The 22,140-nt window shown below is 67.6% G+C and carries 19 protein-coding genes and 1 tRNA gene; 4 read left to right on the top strand and 16 right to left on the bottom strand.

What is annotated here, in order from left to right; translation table 11 throughout:
- Positions 1-92: 92 nt before the first annotated feature.
- From ACZ6YV_RS32460 to ACZ6YV_RS32430, 7 genes are all read right to left on the bottom strand, one after another.
- Positions 93-269 (bottom strand): hypothetical protein, encoded by a 177-nt coding sequence (locus tag ACZ6YV_RS32460; RefSeq protein ID WP_465513242.1) that lies wholly within the window; start codon positions 267-269, stop codon positions 93-95.
- A gap of 231 nt (positions 270-500) precedes the next feature.
- Entirely contained in the window at positions 501-650 is a 150-nt protein-coding gene (locus ACZ6YV_RS32455) for a hypothetical protein (protein ID WP_465513241.1), read from the bottom strand.
- A gap of 92 nt (positions 651-742) precedes the next feature.
- On the bottom strand, positions 743-1,219 hold the full coding sequence (locus tag ACZ6YV_RS32450; RefSeq protein WP_465513240.1) for a GNAT family N-acetyltransferase: 477 nt from the start codon (positions 1,217-1,219) through the stop codon (positions 743-745).
- A 1,169-nt stretch (positions 1,220-2,388) separates the two neighbouring features.
- Positions 2,389-2,462 (bottom strand) — tRNA-Pro (locus tag ACZ6YV_RS32445).
- A gap of 139 nt (positions 2,463-2,601) precedes the next feature.
- On the bottom strand, positions 2,602-3,771 hold the full coding sequence (locus ACZ6YV_RS32440) for an alginate lyase family protein (RefSeq protein WP_465513239.1): 1,170 nt from the start codon (positions 3,769-3,771) through the stop codon (positions 2,602-2,604).
- Between the two features lie 134 nt (positions 3,772-3,905).
- The gene (locus ACZ6YV_RS32435) at positions 3,906-4,931 is read right to left on the bottom strand and encodes a lactonase family protein (protein WP_465513238.1); all 1,026 of its coding nucleotides are present in this window, start codon (positions 4,929-4,931) and stop codon (positions 3,906-3,908) included.
- A gap of 346 nt (positions 4,932-5,277) precedes the next feature.
- Positions 5,278-7,494, bottom strand: a complete 2,217-nt coding sequence (locus tag ACZ6YV_RS32430; protein ID WP_465513246.1) for a glycosyl hydrolase family 18 protein — start codon at positions 7,492-7,494, stop codon at positions 5,278-5,280.
- Between the two features lie 220 nt (positions 7,495-7,714).
- Between ACZ6YV_RS32430 and ACZ6YV_RS32425 the strand changes: the two genes are divergently transcribed.
- Both ACZ6YV_RS32425 and ACZ6YV_RS32420 read left to right on the top strand, forming a co-directional pair.
- The gene (locus ACZ6YV_RS32425) at positions 7,715-8,317 is read left to right on the top strand and encodes an RNA polymerase sigma factor (RefSeq protein ID WP_465513237.1); all 603 of its coding nucleotides are present in this window, start codon (positions 7,715-7,717) and stop codon (positions 8,315-8,317) included.
- A complete protein-coding gene (locus ACZ6YV_RS32420) occupies positions 8,310-9,218 on the top strand; it encodes a CU044_5270 family protein (protein WP_465513236.1) in 909 nt (302 codons plus the stop codon). The genes ACZ6YV_RS32425 and ACZ6YV_RS32420 overlap by 8 nt, the downstream gene beginning before the upstream one ends.
- 4 nt (positions 9,219-9,222) lie before the next feature.
- On the opposite strand, the gene ACZ6YV_RS32415 is transcribed toward ACZ6YV_RS32420, so the two are convergent.
- Together ACZ6YV_RS32415 and ACZ6YV_RS32410 are read right to left on the bottom strand one after the other, a co-directional pair.
- On the bottom strand, positions 9,223-10,002 hold the full coding sequence (locus tag ACZ6YV_RS32415) for an enoyl-CoA hydratase/isomerase family protein (RefSeq protein ID WP_465513235.1): 780 nt from the start codon (positions 10,000-10,002) through the stop codon (positions 9,223-9,225).
- A gap of 37 nt (positions 10,003-10,039) precedes the next feature.
- The gene (locus tag ACZ6YV_RS32410; protein ID WP_465513234.1) at positions 10,040-10,930 is read right to left on the bottom strand and encodes a PaaX family transcriptional regulator; all 891 of its coding nucleotides are present in this window, start codon (positions 10,928-10,930) and stop codon (positions 10,040-10,042) included.
- A 148-nt stretch (positions 10,931-11,078) separates the two neighbouring features.
- Between ACZ6YV_RS32410 and ACZ6YV_RS32405 the strand changes: the two genes are divergently transcribed.
- Complete coding sequence (locus ACZ6YV_RS32405; protein ID WP_465513233.1) at positions 11,079-12,716, top strand: ABC-F family ATP-binding cassette domain-containing protein; 1,638 nt, start codon at positions 11,079-11,081, stop codon at positions 12,714-12,716.
- 52 nt (positions 12,717-12,768) lie between these two features.
- On the opposite strand, the gene ACZ6YV_RS32400 is transcribed toward ACZ6YV_RS32405, so the two are convergent.
- The 7 genes from ACZ6YV_RS32400 to ACZ6YV_RS32370 form a co-directional block, all read right to left on the bottom strand.
- The gene (locus tag ACZ6YV_RS32400) at positions 12,769-13,608 is read right to left on the bottom strand and encodes a carbohydrate ABC transporter permease (protein WP_465513232.1); all 840 of its coding nucleotides are present in this window, start codon (positions 13,606-13,608) and stop codon (positions 12,769-12,771) included.
- Positions 13,605-14,492: a carbohydrate ABC transporter permease gene (locus ACZ6YV_RS32395; protein WP_465513231.1), complete on the bottom strand. Its 888-nt coding sequence runs from the start codon at positions 14,490-14,492 to the stop codon at positions 13,605-13,607. Before ACZ6YV_RS32395 ends, ACZ6YV_RS32400 begins: the two co-directional genes overlap by 4 nt.
- A 7-nt stretch (positions 14,493-14,499) precedes the next feature.
- Complete coding sequence (locus tag ACZ6YV_RS32390; protein ID WP_465513230.1) at positions 14,500-15,771, bottom strand: ABC transporter substrate-binding protein; 1,272 nt, start codon at positions 15,769-15,771, stop codon at positions 14,500-14,502.
- Between the two features lie 128 nt (positions 15,772-15,899).
- Positions 15,900-18,014 carry an alpha-galactosidase gene (locus ACZ6YV_RS32385; RefSeq protein ID WP_465513229.1) on the bottom strand — a complete coding sequence of 705 codons (2,115 nt, stop codon included), beginning with the start codon at positions 18,012-18,014 and terminating at the stop codon, positions 15,900-15,902.
- Between the two features lie 191 nt (positions 18,015-18,205).
- Positions 18,206-18,643, bottom strand: coding sequence for a PPOX class F420-dependent oxidoreductase (locus ACZ6YV_RS32380; RefSeq protein WP_465513228.1), 438 nt, complete (start codon positions 18,641-18,643; stop codon positions 18,206-18,208).
- Positions 18,643-19,608 carry an RNA polymerase subunit sigma-70 gene (locus ACZ6YV_RS32375; protein ID WP_465513227.1) on the bottom strand — a complete coding sequence of 322 codons (966 nt, stop codon included), beginning with the start codon at positions 19,606-19,608 and terminating at the stop codon, positions 18,643-18,645. The genes ACZ6YV_RS32380 and ACZ6YV_RS32375 overlap by 1 nt, the downstream gene beginning before the upstream one ends.
- A 100-nt stretch (positions 19,609-19,708) precedes the next feature.
- Positions 19,709-20,656, bottom strand: a complete 948-nt coding sequence (locus ACZ6YV_RS32370; RefSeq protein ID WP_465513226.1) for a methionyl-tRNA formyltransferase — start codon at positions 20,654-20,656, stop codon at positions 19,709-19,711.
- Positions 20,657-20,793: 137 nt separating this feature from the next.
- Between ACZ6YV_RS32370 and ACZ6YV_RS32365 the strand changes: the two genes are divergently transcribed.
- Positions 20,794-22,137: a lysine N(6)-hydroxylase/L-ornithine N(5)-oxygenase family protein gene (locus ACZ6YV_RS32365; protein WP_465513225.1), complete on the top strand. Its 1,344-nt coding sequence runs from the start codon at positions 20,794-20,796 to the stop codon at positions 22,135-22,137.
- Positions 22,138-22,140: the final 3 nt, after the last annotated feature.

Raw genomic sequence — 22,140 nt, 5'->3', positions numbered from 1 at the left:
GATCGGGATGCTCAGTCCCGACAACTTCGAGCAGTCACTCCAAGCGGCTGCCTGAACCCTCGTAAGCCCCTGTCCACCATTCGGGGTGAACCTCATTGCGCGGCCAGCCACGCATCGGTGCGGGTTTCCCGGAACATCGTGATGACAATCGGGAGGTGGTTGCCGCTGCGGGCCAGTCGGCGTTGCCGGAGAGCGGACACCCAAGAAATGACGATGGCGAGCAGGGACAGCGTCAAGGTCGCGAGGTTCAGCCACGGAGAACCGCTCACCCCGCCGATGCTACGAGGCCGCCACCCGGATCGGGTAGACCACGATACCGGCCGACCCATGACCGCCCCGCTATCCACACGACGGTCTGGGCGTAGCGGTCGGAGTCCGGGCTTCGCGGCCGGAACCGTGGCCACGTCGCTTAGGTGCCCGACGCAGATGCAGAATGTTCTCGACAGGGTCGCCGTGAGTAGCAATGTTGCGCCGAAGGCAAGGAACGCGATGGTCAGCAGTCAGACCTTGTCGACGAGGAGGCCGCCGCCGCGGTGGTGGTGGTGGTGGAAGACGAGCTCGGGGTAGGTCAGCTTCTCTGGGCGGCGGCCGGCGTCGTCGGTCGCTACTGTCCGCGCCCGGCGCAGCTGGGTTACGCGATCAGACCTCATCCGGTGGCGCCCAGCGTCTTCCGGGTGCCGGATGTGTCGCCGCTCAGCCTCCGCGTGTAGCGGGCCATCTCCGCCGGTGTGGACGAGATGCTTCACGGTAGCTGGGTGTCTGCGGGGGCGAGGAAGAACAGTTCGGGGTCTCCGTCGTCGAGGCCGTAGACGATTCCGGCCGATTGCCAGCCAAGGCGGGTGAGGAGCCTTTGCATGGGCTGGTTGGACAGGTTCGTGGAGGTGAACAGCTTGGGGGTGTTCCGGCGTTGTTGTGCGTCCAGCAGCAGGCGGGCGCCGACTCCGAGGCCGCGTGTGTTCTCGGCGACCATGAGCATCGTGACGAAGGCCTGGCCGAAGAAGGTGTACTCGGTGACGCAGTAGCCGGTCACCTGGCCCCGGGAGTGCGCGATCCGGGTGTCGGCGGTGGTCACCCAGTGCTGGATCTCGGCGTGCCTGCCGGAGTGCCCGGCCGCGGCCGCCGAGTCCGCCTGAGCCAGCAGGGGCACGTCTGCGGGGAGTGCATCCCGGATAGTGATACCCGGGACGGAGACGTGGTCGCTTTCCATGGCTGCGCTCATTTCCACCTCCGCGGGGGGCATCGCCCGCCGCTAATGATCATCGGTTCGACGGTAGCGGACGGCCCGGCGTTGGCAGTTTCCGCGACGTCGATGGTCATGACCGGCGACGCGCGGCCCTCAGGTCGCAACTCAGCCTGCCAGCATGTGGTTGCCGTGGGCGAGCATCCACGGACGACCTGGTCGTAGCCGTGGTGTGCGGGGTTTCGCGGCCAGATCCGGAGCCGCGCCGCTTAGGTGCCCGACGCAGACCGCGATGAGACCGTGATCGGTCGTCGGGCTACTACAGGTCCGGCGGTGGTCTTTCGAGAGACGCTGCGGCGCCCACTACGAGACCTGCAAGAGACCATGCGCACGGCGAGACCTACCGGAGCCCCGGAGAGGTCCTGACACAGCGCTGTCGTTGCTGCTGAAATCACACTGCACGCGAGGATTCAGTGTTGCGAACGCAGTGCCTTCGAGTACCGTGAAGATCAAGGCAGCGCACGGATTGCGCGGCCGATCCAGGCAGATGCCAGACCGCTTGAAGACCTTTTAGGTCTCGCGGGACGAGGGACGGACTCGGACGGGGCTCGCCGCGCTGGGCGCGGGAGGAACGAGACAACTCATCGACACGTGAGAGGTCTCCGATGTCCCTCCTGTCATCCCTCGTTCACGCGGCCGTGGTCGGCGCTGTCCTCCGTCAGTCCCTTCGGCGTCGCACTGTGGCGCTCCTGGTCGACTCCGATCGAACCTCGGCTGAGGTTCCCGGCTTCGTGTTCAGTGCGGTACCTCGTCCAGTGCCACGCTTCATCGTGCCTCCGCTGATCTTGCCTCGTCATCGGGCGCGCCCAGCCTTCGGAGCCCACGCGGCAGCGTCCGGGAGCTTCGGCGCCCCGTCGCGCGGCGGGGCGGGGCAGTCGTGACGGAGCTGCGGCTGGTGGACGGGAAGTGGCTCTCGACGGAGGCCGTGGCGGCGCTGTTGCATGTGGATCCGTCGACGGTGCGGCGGTGGCGGACGGCGAGGCCCTCTTTTGCTCCAGTCAAGTGCGCTTCGGGCGCCTGAAGATCAACTTGGTCCCCACGTGGTCCCCAAGCAAGCGCTTCGGTGTGCGCCGAAAAATTATCTTCGGTGCAACGAAAAAACCGCTTGACCAGGACCCTAGTCCCAAATCAAGCGGCTTTCGTTCCGGTCGGGCTGACAGGATTCGAACCTGCGACCCCTTGACCCCCAGTCAAGTGCGCTACCAAACTGCGCCACAGCCCGGACCCGCGCTCCGTGGAGTGCGATGTGAGTACTTTAGCGGGTCCCGAAGAGGGACTTGCAACCAGGGGTCACTGTGTGTCTGACCTGGGAAAACGGACCGTGAGGGCCGCCCTGCCGCAATCAGGCGGCCCTCACGGAGTCACTGTGGGTTGTCGGAGTGTGTGAGGGTCTGCCAGGAGACGAACAGGGCGTTGGTGCCCGCCGGGCGCTGGCGCAGGGTGAGTGCCTCGGTGTTGCCCATGGTGAGCCCGAGGCGGGTGTGGAGGTGGTTGTAGCCGACCTCGGTGACCGGGCCGAGGCCGAGCTTCAGGCTGCCGTCGCACAGCCACGACGGGACGGCCGCGCCCATCTGGTATTTCGCGTGGAAGCCGAGGCCTTCGCGGAGGCGGTCGGCGATCTCGGGGTAGAGGTCCTGGCCCTGAATGCGGGTCGTCTCGGCGAAGTTCGCGATGGCGGCGAGGCCGTAGCCGGTGTGGGTGAAGTCGCGGCAGGTCTCCTGTGAGAGGCCGTTGACGAACGTCGTCTGACCTTGCCAGTACTTCACGATCTTGTCGCGGGTGTCCAGGCCGCTGCCGGGCGCGGTCTTCGGGAGCGCGCCGTCGCTGGTCAGGTAGAGGTAGGCGGGGACGCGGGTGCGGAACTTCGTGACGGCCTTGTCGTAGCTCGCCTTGTCGTCGAGGAAGACGGCGATGCCGATCGCGGCCTCGGTCATGCTGAGTTCCCAGTTTCCGTTGCTGTGACTGCCGTTGATCACCTTGGGCAGGTACACGTTCCGGAGCATGGTGCCGAAGCGGCCGGAATTCGGCCAGCTCGTGTAGGTGTGCTTGATGATTTCCGCCGCGCGCGGCCATGAGGAGGCCGACCATGCCGATTGCAGGGGAGCGTTGCTGTTCGTGTGATCTTTCAGTACCGCGGACCAGGCGTCCATGATCTCGATCGCCTTGGTCGCGTATTTCGCGTCGCGGGTGATGTACCACGCGAGAGAAAGTGAGTACGCGGCGATCGCGTCTTGCCGTTCATCGGTACAGCCGATATTCGGTTTCGAATAGGGGCCGCATTCGACGACGGCGCGTGGTTTCGGTGATCGGGACAGTGAGGCGTACGGAGTCGACATCATCGCGTCGTAAGCCTGTTTCCAGGGTTGCGCGCCGGCCTGGACCTTGGTGCGCACGAAGTCCAGTTGCGGGCGGCTGACCAGCACGCCCGGGTGGGTGAAGGTGGAGGGCGCGGCCTGGGCGGGGACAAGGAAAAGGCCTAGTGCCAACGGAACGAGCGTGGTCAGGGTGAGCAGTTTCCTCGGTAGGGACATGGTTCTCCTCGGACGGGTGTGAGCCAGGTCACCGGCGGTGTGCGATTCAGTGTCATGGTCTGAACCAGTTGCGTCAAGACCTTAATTCGCCTCGAAAATAAAGAAATCCGTCTTTGTTCAGCCCGCTGAACGAATCACCGTCGCCAAGGGGCGACGAAGGCCGGGCTCCCGACCGGATAACTGCCGATCAGGCGCCAGGACGCGAGTTCGTAGGCTTGGATCATGTCATCGCTCTGCGACGCGACATAACAATGCTCGCCGACGACGGAGAAATGCCGCGGCCACCTGCCGGTCCCGTGGTCGGCGACGGCCTTCGGAAGGCCGCCGTCGAAAGTGAACTCCGTGATCGCCTCGGGGCCCCTGCTGGAGAGGTACAGCCGATCGTCGCGCAGCACCAGCTGACCTGGGAGGTTCTCGCCGCCGGGTGCGAGCGTGGCGGGGACGGAGTTCTCCACGGTGAACGTGCCCGGCGGCTCCTCGCGCACGGTCACCAGCGACGCGGCCAGTTCGCCGACGACGTACGCGTGGTTCGTTCCCGGTCGCCGGACCAGCTGGCGGGGGCCGGTCCCGGCGGGCAGCGCCGACACCGCCACGGGTATCAGTTCGCCTTCCTCGCCGAGGCGGTAGCTGCGGATCTCGTCGGCGCCGAGGTCGACCGCGCTGACCAGCGTGGCGGTCTCGTCGACCACGGCCATGTGCACGTGCGCCGCTTCCTGCCGCTCGGTGACAGGACCGGTGCCTTCGTGCTGGACGAGCGCCGTACGCACGGTGGGTACCCCGTCCGGGCCCAGTGCGAACGCCGCCAAACTGCCGCCGCTGTAGTTGGCGCACAGCAGGAACCGGCCGTCGGGGGTGACCGCCAGATGACACGGATCCGCCCCGCCGGTCGGGATCGAGTTCAAGGTCTCCAGGGTGCCGTCTTCGCCGACCGCCACGGCGGTGATCGCGCCTTCGGCCGTCTCGTTCACGGCGTAGAGCACGGGCAGCGTGGGGTGCGGGGTCAGCCAGCTCGGCGAGTCCAGTTCGAGCGAGCCCGCCGGGGTCAGCTCCCCGGTCCGCTCGTCGCGCCAGAAGGTGCCGATACCTTCGCCGTTGCCGTCGCTCGCGGCGGTGTAGGAGCCGACGATGAGCAGAGTCCGGTCGTCGTTCGCAGAAGTCACGAGGCACACTGTGCAGCAAGCCGAGGTGGAGGAGAATCCCTTTTGACCACATCCTGCGCGATCGTTTCGGGAGCGGCGACCGTCACCCGCCTCGCCGCGGCCGGGCACACTGTCGTCGGCGTGGACCTCACCGGGCAACCCGGACTGCGGCACAACGTCGTCGGTGACGTGTCCGATGAAGACACCTGGCGGCAGGCCGTCGCACTCGCCGAGAAGCTCTGTGGCAGGGGCGATGTCACCGGGACGCAGCCGTTGGTGGACGGCGGCTGGTCCGTGACCAAGGACTCGGTCCAGAAAGTCGTGAGTGGTAAGGACGGTTCTAACCGTCCTTACCACTCACGAGCATTTACTTCAGCGAGTTGTCCACTGTGGTCATGAGGGTTCCGGTGTCACCCGACATCTCCCATGCCATGACTCCGAGCAGTCCTCGGGTCTTGAGCCAGGCGACCTTCTGCTGGATGGACCAGGCGTCGTCGAAGGTCCACCATTGCCCGCCATTGCCCGTGTAGCACGCCGTGGCCACGGCCGCGGTGTCGTGCTGGACGGTGCAGTTCGGGACACTGGCCAAGAGATTCGCGTAGCCACGAGTACCTGCTTCCTCGGCGAACTGGCCTGGCGCGGCGCCGGTCGCGCTCTGCCATTCACCCTTCTTGCCGCCGTCCGCGACCCCTTGCCAGCCTCGCCCGTAGAAGGCGAGCCCGAGGGTCAGTTTCCGTGGATTGGCCCCGGCGTTGGTATAGGCGTTGATCGCCGCCTCCACGCTGAACTTGAACTTGTACGGATCGTCCGCGTCGGCGTAGAGGTTCCCTTGATGGCCGGTCATGTTCGGCTCCCACGAGTTGTCGCTGCCCGAGCCGTGGAAGTCGTAGCCCTGCACGTTGGCGACGTCGAGGTAGTCGAAGATCTTCGGGATCTCCCAGCCACCGCTCACCTTCGCCGGGTCGGCGGGGGTGAACGCCTGCAGTTCGTACCGCTTGCCGGTGGTCGCGCCGTAGGCGTCCATCTGCGTGCGGAACTCGGCCAGCAGGGCGGTCAGGTTCGTCTTGTCGTTGGCGCTCCAGTGGTTCCCGGGGTGCCCGTCGGGGCTGCCCGGCCACTCCCAGTCGATGTCGATGCCGTCGAAGATGCCCGCGGCCGTGCCCGGCCCGCCGGCTCCGCCGTATGCCTTGATGTTCCCCTTCAGGTAGGTGTCGATGCACGACGCGACGAACTTCTGCCGCGACGCGGCGGTGGCCGCGACGTCGGAGAAGTACTTCGAGTAGGTCCAGCCGCCCAAGGAGATGAGAACCTTCAGGTTCGGGTTCTTGACCTTGAGTTTCTTCAGCTGGTTGAAGTTGCCGCGCAACGTTTCCCAGCCGGTGTCGCCGACGCCGTCGACGGACTGGGAAGCGGACATCGGCCGTGAGTAGTCGGCTTCCGCGTCGCCCGCGCCGTCGCCCTGGCTCGGGTCCTGGGGATTGGACGTCGTTCCCTTGGTGACACCCGAAAGGCAGGTGTGGTTGACCGGGTCGATGTTCCCGAAGGCGTACAGCAGATGCGTCAGCTTGCTCGCGGAACCGTTGGTCACCAGGTTCTTGACGAAGAACTGGCGGCCGTAGATGCCCCACTGGACGAAGTAGCCGACCCGGGCGTACCCGTTCACGATGTCGCCGGTCCGAGCGCTGACGGCGGCGCTCGCCGCGGAGACGTTGTCGTACCCGTCACGGGCTTTGACCGTGAAGGTGTACGAAGTGGACGGTGAAAGCCCGGACACCGTCGCGGTCGTCCCCGTCACCGTGGTGGCGAGGTCCGTGCCGCGGTAGACGTCATAGGAGACGACGCCGGTGTTGTCCGTGGACGCGTTCCACGCCAGGGACACGGAACCCGAGGTGACCGCGGTCGAGCGGAGGTTCGACGGCGCGGTCGGCGCCTGGGTGTCGTCGCCCGGGTTGTTGGTGGTCACCGCCAGTGCCGCGGTGGGCGGGGACTTGGCGTCCTTCCGGTCCTTGGCGACGACGGTGAAGCTGTAGGCCGTGTTCGGCGTCAGCCCGGTGATCCGCGCTTCGGTGCCGGTGACCGAGGTCGCCAGTGTGGTGCCCTGGTAGACGTCGTAGCCGGTGACGGGCAGGGAACCCGGTGCCGAGGCGTTCCAGGCCAGCGCGGCGGTCGTGGTCGTCTTCGCCACGAGGCGCAGGTTGGCCGGGGTCGACGGCGGCATGTCGCCCGTGCCGTCACAGTTGGCGTCGTCGATCCGGCAGGTGGTCGGCGTGACCCCGGAACTGAGCTGGAACGACGGACTGTACGGATAGGTCGAACGGCCCGGCGCGAGCGATTTGATGTAGAACGCCGGGGTGAGGGTGACCTGGTTGCCCGCTTGGGACACCGTGGCGTGAGAGCCGCTGGTGGCGGTCACGCCGGCGGGGACGGTGAAGGTGATGGACCAGTCGGCGACGGTTTCGCTGCTGGGGTTGGTGACGGTGTACTCACCGGTGTTCCCGGCCAAGGTGAAGGCGGCGCGGAGGCGGCCCGCCGCCAGCGCCGGAGTACCTGCGGCTACGAGGAGCCCGGCGGCGAGGAGTGTCACGGTGAGTGCGCTGAGTAGTCGTTTTCTGGTGCGTCTCATGGCGGTTCTCTCCAAAAGAGGCGGCGAGACTGACCTGCTCGGAAATTGGCACGTGTGGTCTAGACCACAGATGAATGTAGCGCGGCACGCATAAAAGGTCTAGACCGATTCGTCGGTCGTGAACCCATTCGAGGCCGAATGCGGACAACAGGTGACACTGACGAATGGCGAAGGGCGGTTCATGAGCTCATCCGTAGCGGATCCCGGCGATCTGGAGGACGCGGAGTTGATCGAGAGGTCGATGACCAGCCCGGACTGGTTCTCCGCGATCTTCGACCGGCATGCCGCGCACATCCACCGCTACCTGGTCAGACGCATCGGGCCGGCCGCCGCCGAGGACGCGCTGGGGGAGGCGTTCCTGGTGGCCTTCCGCAAACGCGAGCGATACGACACCGAGCGCCGTGATGCCCGGCCGTGGCTCTACGGCATCGCGACGAATCTGGTGGCACAGCGGCGCCGTGACGAGGTCAAGGAGCTGAAACTACGCGAAGCCCTCGGCCCACCGCCCGACGAAGAAGGCCACGCCGAACGCGTCGCCGACCAGGTGACCGCGGAGGCGATGGGGAAACTGCTGGACTCCGCGCTGGCGGAATTGACCGACGGCGACCGGGACACGCTCACGCTGTTCGCGGGGGAATGCCTGAGCTACGAGGAGGTGGCCGCGGCGCTGGACATTCCGGTCGGCACTGTCCGCTCGCGGCTCAACCGAGCCCGCCGCAAAGTCCGCGAAGCGTTGGGGCGCCCGGACATCACTACTTCGAAGGAGATCGTCAACCATGGATGAGCTTCAGCTGATCGCCGAGCGGACCGGAACGGTGTCTCTCGCGGATTCCGGCGCGCTGGGCGGAGCCCGCGCACGATTGATGGCCGAAATCGCCGCCGCCGGAACGGAAAACGTGGCACCGCTGAGGAACCGGCGGCGCTGGGTCTGGACCGGAGTGGGCGCGGCGGGCCTGGCCGCGGCCATCACCGCCGTCGTGGCGCTCGCCCCGGCGGGCCTGGAACCGCCCACGGCCGCCGCGGATCCCGTGGCCGTGCTGCGTGGCGCCGCCGCGGCCGCGCTGAAGACGACGGACAAGCCACCGAAACCGGACCAGTTCGTCTACACGAAGACCAACCAGTCCGACGGCGTGCGGGAATCGTGGCTTTCGGCGGACGGCACCCACGACGGGTTGATCAAGATGGCGGACGGAAGTTTCTTCCCGCTTCCAGGCTGCCGGAACGGGCGCGCGCAGGCGTACAAGGGCGAAGAGCCGCTCAAGGGCGTCATGGAGCCGTGCACGCCGCGGCCCGGTTACCGGCCGGATCTCCCCTCCGACGTGGACGCGATGTTCGCCCACCTTAACGGCGACAACGCCGACCACAGCGGTGAAAAGGGCGATTACAACGCGATGGGCAAGGACGTCGTCGCGCTGGCGAACGAAAACTACCTTCCGCCCGCCGTCCGTGCGGCCCTGTACGGCGCGGCGGCCAAGGTGCCCGGCCTCCGCGCCGTCGACCACGTCAAGGACGCGGCGGGCAGGCCCGGGGTGGGCATCACCTGGCCGCTCAGGCCGGAGGACGACCCCAAGGTGGCGAAACCGACCATGATCGTCTTCGCCGCTGACACGTTCCTGTACCTGGGCGGGAATGGGACGGCGGTGACCGCGTCCGGGGTGGTGGACGCGGTCGGTCAGCGCCCGTAGCGGATCAGCGGCCGGTGAAGGTCGCCTTGCCGGGACCGTCGGCGAGGAACGACTTCACCGCGCCGCGCAGGTCCTCGGTGTCGAAGAGCCCGGCGGCGATCGTCGTGATGTGCTCGTTCGCCTCGGCGACGCCGCCGTGCTCGTAGTGTTCGAGGACCTTCTTGGTGGCCGCGTGCGCCCGGGTCGGCCCCTGCGCGAGGTCGTTCGTGAAAGCGCGGACGGCCTCGTCGAAGCCGTCCACCGGGAGCACGCGGTTCACCACGTTCCAGCGTTCGAGGGTCGCGGCGTCGTAGGTCGCGCCGGTCATCACGAACTCCTTCGCGCGGCCGACACCGGCCCGGGCGGCGAGCCGCTGCGTGCCGCCCATCGTCGGGGTCAGGCCGACGACCCGTTCGACCAGGCCGAACTTGGCCTTCTCGCTGGCGAGGATGAGGTCGCAGGCGACCGCGACCTCGAACGCCCAAGTCAGGCACAGGCCGTGCGCGGCGAACACGGTGGGGAACGGGAGAGCGGCGATCCGGTCGGGGATCGCCAGCATCTCGTCGAAGAGCACCTTGGCCTCAGCGGCGTTGGTCTGGGCGTCGAACAGGGAAACGTCGACGCCACCACTGACGATCTTTCCCTCGGCCCGGATCAGGGCCGCGCGCGGCGGCGCGGCCTCCAGCTCGCCGATCGCCTCGCCCAGTTCGTCCTGGAGTTCCGCCGTGTAGAGGTTCAGGGGCGGCGAAGCGATGGTCAGGATGGCGAGGCCGTCTTCACGGTCGAGGCGGATCGAGGTGGCCAAGGCGGGTTACCTCCCGGTAGATCGGTTTCCCGTGACCCTAGCCGGAGGTCGCCGAGAGTTCGTCCCATTGCGCCTGTGCTTCTGGTCGCCATTCGACGTGCTTGCGGTGGAAAAGGTCCGCCGCGCGCACGCCGCTCCAACCGTCGGGGAGAAGTTTCAGCGGAAGGCGAGGATCCAGGAACGGGAAGCTGCGCCATTCGTGGACGAGTTCGGTCTGCGCGCGCAGGACGCCGCGTTCGCCGGACGGGTGGGAACCGGTGAAGCGGTCGATGAAATCCTCGTAGCGGTCCTTGAGATCGGTGAGATCCCAGGACCGGGCGACCATCGTCTCCTGATCGCCGACATCACCATAAGCAGCGGAGAACGACATCGCCTGCGCGTCGAGGCCGAGTTCCTGCACTATCTGCTGCGCTTCCCGCTGGCGGCTGAGATCCGGGCTGACCCAGACGCCGGCGACAGGGGAGCCGAACCCCGCCCACGTCAGGCGCGTGCGCAGCCGGTGCCGGAGATCCCGCTTCGCTTCGGGGACCGACACGATCAACATCAGCCAGCGGCCGTCCCAGGCCTTTTCCTCGTTGCCGAAGGCGTATATCCGTTCAGCGCCTTCGGTCAGAAGCCGTCTGCCTGGTGGGGTGAGCGACCAGCGCACTCTTCGTCCGACGCGTTCGGAGACGACCCAGCCTTCCGCGGAGGACCGGGCCAGGGCCTGCCGTGCGGACTTCTCCTCGATGTCCAGCACTCGCAGCGCTTCGACCAGCGTCGACGTCCAGATCGATTGATCACGGGGCAGGACGTACTCGCCGAGGATCGTCATCAACAGCGACCGCGCGCTGGCATGACTGACTTCGCGCCGCCTGCTCAACGTCGGCCTACGGGTACCGCCTTTCTGCTGGTGGACGACGGGGACCGGGGTGGCGGAGTCCGCCATTTGCTGTCACCGACCTCAATACTCGGGGGGATTCGTTCGGGTCCAGAAGAACATCCAGGCTACCCACGTTCCGTGATCGCTTGGATACTTGCCACTCTTCCGAGGGACCACGAGCTGTTCAATCGGTCCCCGTAGACTTACCGATCTCATGAGCGCCACACTCGTTGCCAAAGATCTCGCCGCCGGCCACGGCGACCGTGTCCTGTTCTCCGGTCTCGACCTGGTCGTCGCCCCGGGCGAAGTGATCGGTCTCGTCGGCGTGAACGGGGCGGGCAAGTCGACCCTGCTGAAGACCCTCGGCGGCCTCGTGCCGCCGGAAGAGGGCAGCGTCCGGCTGAGCCCGCCGACGGCCACTGTCGGTCACCTCCCGCAGGAGCCGGAACGCCGGGAGGGCGAGTCCGTCCGTGCGTTCCTCTCGCGCCGCACCGGCGTCACCGCGGCCCAGGCCGCGCTCGACGCGGCCACCGAGGCGCTCACGGCGGGTGAACCCGGCTCGGACGACGCCTACGGTGTGGCGCTCGACCGCTGGCTCGCGCTCGGCGGGGCGGACCTGGACGACCGGGCGGGCGAGGTCGTCGCGGACCTCGGGCTCACGGTCAACCTCGACCAGCCGATGCTGTCACTGTCCGGCGGGCAGGCGGCCCGGGCGGGGATGGCCTCGCTGCTGCTGAGCCGGTACGACATCTTCCTGCTCGACGAGCCGACCAACGACCTCGACCTCGACGGCCTGGAGCGGCTCGAGCGGTTCGTGACCGGGCTGCGCGCCGGGACCGTGCTGGTCAGCCACGACAGGGAGTTCCTGGCCCGCACCGTGGACCGCGTCGTCGAACTCGACTACGCCCAGCAGCAGGTGCGGACCTACGGCGGCGGTTACGAGTCTTATCTGGAGGAGCGTGCCGTCGCACGGCGGCACGCCCGCGAGGAGTACGACGAGTACGCGAACACCAAGGCCTCTCTCGAATCCCGTGGCGCGATGCAGCGTTCGTGGATGGAGAAGGGCGTCAAGAACGCCCGGCGCAAGGTCACCGACAACGACAAGGTGGGCCGCAAGTTCCGGAGTGAGGCGACGGAGAAGCAGGCGTCCAAGGCCCGCCAGACCGACCGCATGATCGAACGGCTCGACGTCGTCGAGGAACCGCGCAAGGAATGGGAACTGCGGATGGAGATCGCCGCGGCGCCCCGGGCGGGAGCGGTCGTGGCGACCCTGCGTGGCGCGGTGGTGCGGCGGGGCGGGTTCACCCTCGGCCCGGTCGACCTGCAGATCGACTGGGCGGACAAGGTCGCGATCACCGGGGCCAACGGCGCCGGGAAGTCGACCCTGCTCGCCGCTCTGCTCGGCAGGGTCCCTGTCGACGAGGGCGCCGCGTCGCTCGGCTCCGGCGTCGTGGTCGGCGAGGTCGACCAGGCGCGGAAACTGTTCCTCGGCGACCTTCCGCTCGTCGAGGCCTTCGCCCGCGAGGTCCCGGAACTCGCCGACGCCGACGTGCGGACGCTGCTGGCCAAGTACGGCTTGAAGGCCGCGCACGTCCTGCGGTCGGCGGCCACGCTTTCGCCGGGGGAGCGGACCCGGTCGGCGCTGGCGCTGCTGCAGGCGCGCGGGGTGAACCTGCTGGTGCTCGACGAGCCGACGAACCACCTCGACCTGCCCGCGATCGAGCAGCTGGAGTCGGCGCTGTCGGAGTATCCGGGGACGCTGCTGCTGGTGACGCACGACCGGCGGATGCTGGACGCGGTGGCGACGACGCGGCGGCTGGAAGTGGCCGAAGGCAAGGTCACCGAGCTCTGAGCATTTCGTCCTCTGAATGCGGAGCCGCATTCAGAGGACGAAACGCGCCGGGTCAGCCCTTGGTGGCCCCGCCGGTCAGCCCCTTCACGAACTGCTTCTGCAACGCCAGGTAGAAGATCAGCACCGGCAGCGTCGCCAGGAACATCAGCGCGAACACGCTGCCGAGATCCGCCTGGTACTGGCCGATCGAGCGGTAGATGCCGGTGGTGATCGTGGTCCCCTGGCTCGGGCCGAGGATGATCAGCGGGTCGATGAAGTCGTTCCAGATCCACACGCCGAGGAAGATCAGCACGCTCGCCGTGGCCGGGCGCAGCAGCGGGAACACGATCCGCCAGAACACCTGCGCCCTGCTCGCTCCGTCGAGCAGGGCGGCCTCTTCGAGTTCCACCGGCACCCCGCGGATGAACCCGGTGAACACGAAGACACCGAACGGCACGTAATACCCGACGTTGAACAACACGAGGCCCTGCAGCGTCGCCATCAGCCCGGTCAGCCGCAGCACCTCGGTGACCGGGATCAGGATCACCTGCGGCGGGATCATCAAGCCCGCCAGCAGGATCAGCGCGAGCACCTTGGTCCATCGCTTGTCCGAGCGCGCCAGGTAGTGCCCGAGCATGGCCGAAAGCACCGTCAGCACGATGATCGACAGCAGCGTGACGAGCATGCTGTTGGCCAGGCTCACCCAGAACAGGTCGTCGGGGCGGGTGAGCACGGCGTGGATGTTGGTCAGCGTCGGGGGCAGCGGGATCGACGCCGGGTCCTGGGCGATCCGGTCGCCGGGTTTGAAGACGTTGACGAGCACGTAGTACAGCGGCACGAAGAAGATCGCGCTCACCAGGATCGCCGCGGCCGGGCGAAGCCACGAACCCCGCGGACTGTCCTTTGTGGTCACAGGTCGACCTCCCGCCGCCGCAGGAACCGCAGTACGATCGTGGTCAGCGTCGCCACGATCACCAGCATCACCACGGCCATCGCGGAGGCGTAGCCGACGTGGTTCGCGTCGAGGCCGGTGGCGAGGACGTCGAACGCGATGGTGGCGGTGGTTCCCGAACCCGGTCCGCCGTTGGTGACGACCTTGACGTGGTCGTAGGTCTTGAAAGCCGAGATCAGCAGGACGACGGTGTTGATCGTCAGCGACGGTGCGAGCAGCGGCCAGGTCACCGCGCGGAACCGCCGGACCGGTCCCGCACCGTCGATCTCCGCCGCCTCCAGCAGTTCGGCCGGGATCCCCTGCAGGCCCGCGAGGTACACGACCACGCAGAACCCCAGCATCTGCCAGCACACGATCGACGCGACCGAGTACAGCGCGAGGTCCGGGTCCGAAAGCCAGCCCGGCGGATGCTCGACGCCGAGCGCGCGGAGGACTTCGTTGATCGGGCCCCGGTCGTCGAGCAGTTTCGTCCAGATGATGCTGACCACGACCGAGCTGAGGATCACGGGCGTGAAGAACACGCTCCGCAAAGTGTTGTACAGCCAGCCCTTCCGGTCGAGCAGCAGCGCGACCCCGAGCCCGAGCACGTTCGGCACGACCACCACGATCACGGTCAGGATCGTCGTGACCCGGAGCGCGGTGAGGAACTGCTCGTCCTGGAAGAGGAGCTTGTAGTTCTCGAGACCCACGAACTCCGAGGGCGGGTTGAACGGGTTGTGGTTCGTCAGGCTGTAGCCGAAGCTGATGAGGATCGGCGCCATGACGAAGCAGAGATAGATGACGACGCCGGGTGCGCCGAACGAGGCGAAATGCCACACCCGCGGCAGGATCGGTTTTCTCGCCATCGTGGGGTCAGCGCGCCTTCGCCCACTCGGAGTCCAGGAACGCGCCCGCGTCGGCCACCGTTTTGCGGCCGGTGATGACGTCCTGCGCGGACTGGTAGACCTTGTCCTTCATCCCCGGCAGGAGCCCGTCGTCCGCGGTTTCCCAGCTGAAGGCGTTCACGACGGCGTTCTTCGCCACGGCTTCCTTGTAGAGTTCGTAGCCCGCCTTGAAGACCGGGCCGGCGTCGGACGGCGGCGTGTAGCCCTTGATCGCGGGGAACAGGCCGTCGGCCTTGACCGAGGCGTCGATCTGCTCCTTGTCGAGCTGGAACGCGAGCGCGAACTTCCTCGCCGCGTCGAGGTTCGGGGACTTGGCGTTCACGACGATGCCGCCGCCGGTGTAGGCGGGCACGACGAGTTTCCCGTCCTCGGAGGGGAAGTTGAAGACGCCGATCTCGAACGAAGGCTTCTTCGCGTCGGCGCTGGCGGCGAACCAGTTGCCCATCGGGTACATCGCGCCTTCGCCGTTGAGGAAGGCCGCTTCGGTCGCCGAGTAGTCCCGCGAGACCTGCGTCTTGTCGAGGTAGCCCTTGGCGACCAGATCGGCGAACTTGCCGAACGCCTGCTGGAACGCCGGGTCGGCGAACTTGACCTTGTCGGCCCGGCGCTGGGAGAGCCAGTCCGGGGTCTTGCCGTAGACCTCGACACTGACCAGGCCGTCCAGCAGCATCGCGGACGGGAACCCTTCCTTGCCACCGCCGATGGTGAACGGCGTGATGCCCTTCGCCTTCAGTTTCTCCGACGCGGCGAGGAGTTCGTTCCAGGTCGACGGCGCCGGCGCGATCCCGGCGTCGGCGAAGAGTTTCTTGTTGTAGTAGATCGGCGGGATGGTCTGGGTGTTGGCGGGCAGCTGGTGGTGCCCGCCCTTGATCGGGTTGGCGCCGGGGAACTGGAAGTCCTTGAGCTCCTCGGGCGTCCACGCGTAGAGGTTGCCCGATTCGGCGAACCCGGCCGAGTCGACGGCGATCGCGACGTCGGGGAACTGGCCGGACTGCAGGAGCTGCTTGGCGTAGCCGGTGCGGTCGGTCGAGGGGGCGACGAGCTTCTTCACGCTCAGGCCGGGATTCCGGTCCGTGACGCGTTTGATGGCGGAGTCCCAATAGGACGGTGGCAGGTTCGGCGTCTCGAACGTCAGGAAAGTGATCTCGTTGCCCGAGGCACTCGTCCCGCCGCCGACCGTGCAGCCGGTGAGGCTCGCGGCGACGAGTAGCGCCGCCCCCAACGCGAAGGACCTTCTCATGCCCCAGTCACCCTTCTCGCGGCGTCTCATAGACGACGGCATTCGATCGGATGTCTAGGGTGATGTCAAGCGGCCCGATCGCTCTTTGGTGGCCCGAGATGGGCAATACATCTGATCTATCGCCGCCGTCAGAGCTTGGTCAACCGGATCAGCGCGCTGGCGAAATCGCCGTCCGGCAGACCCGGGAACAGGCCGTGTGCCAGCAGCGCGGCGCCGTGCCACACCTTCCCGGTGCCCTCCTCGCGGTAGCGGGCGGCGGGATCGAGACCGTCGAGCCGGACCGGTCGTTCGTGGGTGTGGAAATGTGCCGCTTGCCGGAACACGAACACGACCGCGCGCCCGCCGTCGTCCGCCACGTACTGCAGCGCGGAGACGCCGTCGGTGGCAGGCGGCACCAGCCGGTGGAGCCTGCCGTGCTGGACGATCGGCCGGATCTCCTTGTACAGCGCGATCTGCTCGCTCGCGTAGCGGATGTCCTCCTCGGACCACTTGACGATGTCGCCGCCGATGCCGAGCACCCCCGCCATCGCGACGTGGAACCGGAAGCGCAGTGGGATGGACCGGCGGGTGACGAAATTGGGATCGTCGGTGACCCACGCCGCCATCGCGCGCGCCGGGTACACCTGGCCGTAGCCGTGCTGGATGACGAGCCTGTCGAGCGCGTCGGTGTTGTCGGAGGTCCAAACCTGGTCGGTCCTGGCCATGATCCCGAGGTCGATCCGCCCGCCCCCGCCGCTGCACGCCTCGATCCGCAACCCGGGGTGACCCGCGCGCAGGCGGTCCATGATCGCGTAGACCGCGTGGGTGTGCTCCACCCAAAGCCGGTCCGGGTCGCTGTCGGCGGGCCAGCCCGCTTCGCTGAACGGGCGGTTCATGTCCCATTTCAGGAAGTCGATCCCGTGCTCGCCGACGAGGGAGTCGAGCGTGTCGAACGCCCAGCGGGCGACGTCCGGGCGGGCGAAATTGAGCACCAGCTGCCGCCGCAACTCCGAGCGTGTCCGATGTGGATGGTGCAGGACCCAGTCCGGGTGGGCGCGGTAGAGGTCGCTGTCCGGATTGACCATCTCGGGCTCGACCCAGAGCCCGAACTTCATGCCGAGCCCGTGCACCTCGTCGACCAGCGGTTGGAGGCCGTCGGGGAACTTGTCACGGTTGACGTGCCAGTCCCCGAGTCCGGCGTGGTCGCCGTTGCGGGCGCCGAACCAGCCGTCGTCCATCACGAACAGTTCGACACCGAGCGCCGCCGCCTTTTCCGCCAGCTCGCGCTGCCCGGCCTCGGTGACGTCGAAACCCGTTGCCTCCCAAGAGTTGTAGAGCACCGGCCGGAGTTCGCCGGGATGGGGGAGGACGTGGGCGAGCGTGTACGCGTGCCAGGCGCGGCTCGCGGTGCCGAACCCGCCCTCGGTGTACAACCCGGCGAAGACCGGCGTGGTGAGCGTTTCGCCGGGGGCGAGCCGGGGGACGACACCGTCCTGGCCGAAGCCGCCGGTCACGGTGACACGGCCGGTGGACGAGCGGGTGGTGGTGATCCGCCACGAACCGCTCCACGCGAGTGCGGCGCTGTAGACCTCACCGTGCCGCTCGGTCGCTTCGCCGTCGTCGAGCATCACCCACGGATTGGCGTGATGGCCGGTGATGCCGCGCCTGCTGCCGAAGGTGGTTTCGCCGTGGGGGACAGGCTCACGGAGCAGTTGACTCTCGGCGGCCCAACGTCCCGTGACGTGGCTGACGCGGTAGTCGGGCCGGACCGGGACGACCCAGGTCGCCGAATCGGCGCGGATCACCTCGATCGGGTCGTCCGTCCCGTCGTGGGTGAGTTCGGTCCAGCGTTCGATGACGTCGGTGCCCGGTGGGACGCGGTAGCCGAGCGTGATCCGCAGGGGGTAGTGGCGATCGCGGAAGTGGACGCGCAGCTCGCCGCCGTCGGTGCCGTCTACGTCGTGGTCCAGGTACCGCCATTCGAGGGCGCGGGTCCCGTCGGCGAACCGGATCTGCAGCGCGGGGGTCCAGTGGCGGGTGCCGCCGTCGGCGGCGAGCTCGTCCAGGCCCTCGTTGGGATCGTTGAAGGCGTCCCAGCGTTCCTTGGTCCGGGGGAGGACGTCGGCGAGCTGGTCCGGGGTGAGCGCCGGGCCCCAGTAGACGTGGGAAGGCGTGTCGTCCTCGGCCAGCCTGAACGCGTAGCTCGTGGCTACCGTGCGGATGAGCCAGGAACGGGTGCTCTCGTCGAAAACGATCTCTGCCACGCCGCCATCCTGGCCCCGGACGGTGGCCGGTGCCAGGTGCCTCCCGCTCGGCGGTACATCCGTAACTCGCGTGTCTGAACCCGGAACTCGCGTGATTGGACCCGGAACTCGCGTGATTGGACCCGGAACTCGTGTGTGCGGCACCCAATCACGCGAGATCCGGGCCTGATCACGCGAGTCACGGGGACCGGTCAGCCGCCGACCTTCGCGATCGCCACGATGTTCTCCGGCCGCACTCGCACGATTACCTTCCCCGGCGACGTGGCGTAGGCCAGCCAGCCCTCCATCGCCTCCGGCCCGGCCTCCCCGAGGTATCGCTGCGCGATCAACGACGAACCCGCGCGGACCCCGTCGGGATCCGAAACGATCTCCGCGACACCCTCGACACTCACGAACGAGAACGGCGGACGCGGGTCGTCGGCGACCACCGAAACCCGGGGATTCTCCTTGAGCGCCTTGCCTTTGACGGTGTCGGCGCCCAGGTTGACCAGGATGTAGTCGCCATCGACGGCGAACCAGACCGGGACGGCGTGCGGCCTGCCGTCCGGGCGGACCGTCGCGAATACGGCGGTGCGGGTGCCTTCGGCGAGAAACGCGCGGCGCTGCTCGTCGGTCATCTTCTCCGGCATTACTTTCCCTCCAGGACGGCGTCCAGGCCGAAGGCCGGGAACAGGTGGCTGTCGAACGTGGTGAACTCTGCGGCCTTGCCGTCGACGACGCGGACGAGGTCGAGTTTGAAGGCGCGGAAGACGGTGTCGCCGGGGCGGCGCAGGTACGAGGCGAACGCGGGCATCCGGTTGGCGTCGACGGCGACGGCACGCCATTCGCCCATCTCCTCGGCGATCCGGCCGTGGCGGGCGAGGTGTTCGAGTCCGATGTAGCAGTTCGGCTCCGGCGGCATGGTGTGGCGGACGTCGTCGCGGACCAGGCTGCTCATGGTGCTGAAGTCACCGCTGTCGTGGGCCTCGATGAGTCGCCGCACCAGCGCGCGTTCCTCTTCGGACGGTGTCGCCGCAGACCACTCGCCGCGCTGCTGCGGGAGGCGTTCGCGCAGGGTCGCGCGGCCGCGCTGCAGGGCGCTGTTCGCGGCGGGGACCGAGAGGTCGAGCAGGGAGGCGGTTTCGGCGGCCTGCCAGCCGAGCACGTCGCGCAGGATCAGCACCGCGCGCTGCTGTGGCGGCAGCATCTGCAGGACCGCGAGGAAGGCGAGTTCGATGGTCTCCCTGGCGACGGCTAGCGCGTCCGGCTCGGCTTCGGACGGCGCGATCTCGTCCAGCAAGCGGTCCGGATACGGCTGGATCCAGGGGACTTCGGCGAACGAGCGCAGCGACGGCACCCGCCGCTCGTTCTTGCGGATCGCGTCGAGGCAGGCGTTGGTGGCGATCCGGTACAGCCAGGCGCGGAAGTTCCCACCGTCGAAGGTGTCCAGCCCGCGCCAGGCGTTGAGCAGCGCCTCCTGGACGACGTCTTCCGCCTCGTCGAACGAGCCGAGCATCCGGTAGCAGTGGACGTGCAGTTCCCGTCGGTGCCGTCCGGTGAGCGCGGCGAAGGCGGTTTCGTCTCCCGCCTTCGCCGCGGCGATCGTGTCTGTCATGGCGCCTCCCATCGAGTGTTCTTACCCGATGTAACGGCGCCCTTCGGCCGAACTCATCGGTCCCGCGATGACTTTTTTCGCGGGACGGTGAAACGGCAGGTCAGGGGCGGGTGGTGAGGTAGCCGCCCATGGTGCGGAAGTACTCCGTCGCGGCGAGTTCGGTGCCGTCCTCGGTCCGGACCCGCTCGATGACGAGCCCGTGCGAACGCCCTCGGCGCGCTTCGGGGCCGGCGACGATCACGACACCCTCGCCCTCACGGATGAAGATCCGGCCGGGGGTGCCCCCGTAGAGGCCCGTCGACACCGAGGAGCGGACGACGCGCAGCTGCTTCCCGCGGTGGTGGGTGAAGGCGTTGGGGTACGGGTCGGACTGCGCGCGCACCAGCCGCTCGATCTCCTCAGCCGGCCACGACCAGTCGATGAGGCTGTCCTCGAGGGCGCGCTTGTGGAAGAAGCTGGCCTTCGACCTGTCCTGTTTGACCGGCGTGAAGTTCCCCTTCGCGATCAGCTCGATGGCGTCGGTGGTGATCGGCGCGATGAGGTCGACCGTCCGGTGGAAGAGGTCGGTCGTCGTGTCTTTTGGTCCGACAGGGACGGACCGCTGCAGCACGACGTCGCCCGCGTCGAGGTCGGCGTCCATCATGTGGGCGGTGAGCCCCACTTCCGGCTCGCCGTTGATGAGCGCCCAGATCAGCGGCGAGAAACCGGCGTAGGCGGGCAGCAGCGAGTCGTGGACGTTCAGCGTGCCGTGGCGCGGCATCTCGAAGATCTCGGGCGGCAGCCAGGTGCGCCAGTTGTTGGCGACGATCAGGTCGAGATCGGCTTCCTTCAGCTCCGCCAGCAGTTCCGCGTCGTCGGGACGCTGACGCAGCAGGGTGCGGATCCCGTTGGCCTCGGCGAGATCCGCGACCGAGTCGGCCCAGATCTTCTCGTAGGCGTGGTCACTCTTCGGGTGGGTGACGACGAGGGCGACGTCGTGGCCCGCGTCGATCAAGGCCCGCAGGGTGCGGTGTCCCCAGGTCTGGTATCCGAACATGGCGACCCGCATGGGACCGGCCTCCTCCTGGTCGAGGGATGAACATCACCACTGAAAGTACTAGTTGAGCCTCACCTAACTTAGGTTAGGGTTCCCTGGTCTTTGTAACGAAGTACCGAGATGCGGCTGAGCCGCGCAAGGGGTTCAAGATGGCACGAGCAGTGGTCGGTGAACGGGTTCCGGTCTACGACGTGGTCGGGGTCGGGTTCGGTCCCTCGAACCTGGCGCTCGCCATCGCGGTCACCGAGCACAACGCCTCGCCCGGAGCCGAGACCGTCACCGCCCACTTCCTCGAGCGTCAGCCCCGTTTCGGCTGGCATCGCGGGATGCTGATCGACAGCGCCACCATGCAGGTGTCCTTCCTCAAGGACCTGGCGACGATGCGGAACCCGACGAGTTCGTTCAGCTTCCTGTCGTATCTGCACAGCAAGGACCGGCTGGTCGATTTCATCAACCACAAGAACCTGTTCCCGTTGCGGATCGAGTTCCACGACTACTTCGAATGGGCGGCGGAAAAGGTCGACGACCTGGTTTCCTATGGCACGGAAGTGCTTTCGGTCACGCCGGTCTTCGATGGCGACGAGATCGTGTTCTTCGACGTCCACGCTCGCACCGACGGCGAGCTGGTGAACCTGCGTGCCCGCAATCTGGTGATGGGCACCGGGTTGCGGCCGAACCTCCCCGAAGGTGTGACGCCGGGCACTCGGATCTGGCACAACAGCGAACTCCTGCACCGGGTCGAGGGCATGGCGGCCGAGGAACCGCGCCGGTTCGTCGTCGTCGGCGCCGGCCAAAGCGCGGCGGAGGTCAGCGCGCTGCTGCACGACCGCTTCCCCCGTGCCGAGGTGTGCGCGGTGTTCGCGCGGTACGGCTACAGCCCGGCCGACGACAGCGCGTTCGCCAACCGGATCTTCGACCCCGAGGCGGTCGGCCGGTTCTACGAGGCGCCGGAAGCGGTCAAGGACCGGCTGATGCGCTACCACGGCGCGACCAACTACTCGGCCGTCGACGTCGAGCTGATCGACGAGCTGTACCGGCGCATCTACCGCGAGAAGGTGCAGGGGATCGAGCGGCTGAAGCTGATCAACGTCTCCCGTCCCACCGAAGTCGTCGACACCGGTTCCGAGGTGCGGGTCACCATCGAGGCGCTGGAGACCGGGGAACGGACCCGGCTCGACGCCGATTTCGTCGTGTACGCCACCGGGTACAGCCCGGCGGACCCGACGCCGTTGCTCGGCGAGCTCGCCTCCGCCTGCACACGCGACGAAGAGGGCAGGCTCCGTGTCGAACGCGACTACCGGATCGTCACCGAACCGCCTCTGGACGGCGGGATCTACCTGCAGGGCGGCACCGAGCACACCCACGGCATCACGTCGTCGCTGCTGTCCAACACCGCCGTGCGGGTCGGCGAAATCCTCCAGTCCATTGTGGACCGGCGTGCGGCCGACGCGTCCCGGCCCGAGTACGCGGTGAGCGGCACCGGCCCCGCTTGACCC

The organism is Amycolatopsis sp. NPDC102522 (assembly GCF_055584485.1).
The sequence above is the reverse complement of the archived record's forward strand: the minus strand, read 5'-3'. Positions and strand labels throughout refer to the sequence as shown.

Coding starts and splice junctions, on each gene's coding strand:
- ACZ6YV_RS32455 (WP_465513241.1), bottom strand. CDS start 650: ATGAGGTCTGATCGCGTAACCCAGCTGCGCCGGGCGCGGACAGTAGCG.
- ACZ6YV_RS32440 (WP_465513239.1), bottom strand. CDS start 3,771: ATGTCCCTACCGAGGAAACTGCTCACCCTGACCACGCTCGTTCCGTTG.
- ACZ6YV_RS32405 (WP_465513233.1), top strand. CDS start 11,079: ATGAGCGCCACACTCGTTGCCAAAGATCTCGCCGCCGGCCACGGCGAC.
- ACZ6YV_RS32375 (WP_465513227.1), bottom strand. CDS start 19,608: ATGACAGACACGATCGCCGCGGCGAAGGCGGGAGACGAAACCGCCTTC.
- ACZ6YV_RS32395 (WP_465513231.1), bottom strand. CDS start 14,492: ATGGCGAGAAAACCGATCCTGCCGCGGGTGTGGCATTTCGCCTCGTTC.
- ACZ6YV_RS32370 (WP_465513226.1), bottom strand. CDS start 20,656: ATGCGGGTCGCCATGTTCGGATACCAGACCTGGGGACACCGCACCCTG.
- ACZ6YV_RS32410 (WP_465513234.1), bottom strand. CDS start 10,930: ATGGCGGACTCCGCCACCCCGGTCCCCGTCGTCCACCAGCAGAAAGGC.
- ACZ6YV_RS32420 (WP_465513236.1), top strand. CDS start 8,310: ATGGATGAGCTTCAGCTGATCGCCGAGCGGACCGGAACGGTGTCTCTC.
- ACZ6YV_RS32450 (WP_465513240.1), bottom strand. CDS start 1,219: ATGAGCGCAGCCATGGAAAGCGACCACGTCTCCGTCCCGGGTATCACT.
- ACZ6YV_RS32390 (WP_465513230.1), bottom strand. CDS start 15,771: ATGAGAAGGTCCTTCGCGTTGGGGGCGGCGCTACTCGTCGCCGCGAGC.
- ACZ6YV_RS32425 (WP_465513237.1), top strand. CDS start 7,715: ATGAGCTCATCCGTAGCGGATCCCGGCGATCTGGAGGACGCGGAGTTG.
- ACZ6YV_RS32365 (WP_465513225.1), top strand. CDS start 20,794: ATGGCACGAGCAGTGGTCGGTGAACGGGTTCCGGTCTACGACGTGGTC.
- ACZ6YV_RS32380 (WP_465513228.1), bottom strand. CDS start 18,643: ATGCCGGAGAAGATGACCGACGAGCAGCGCCGCGCGTTTCTCGCCGAA.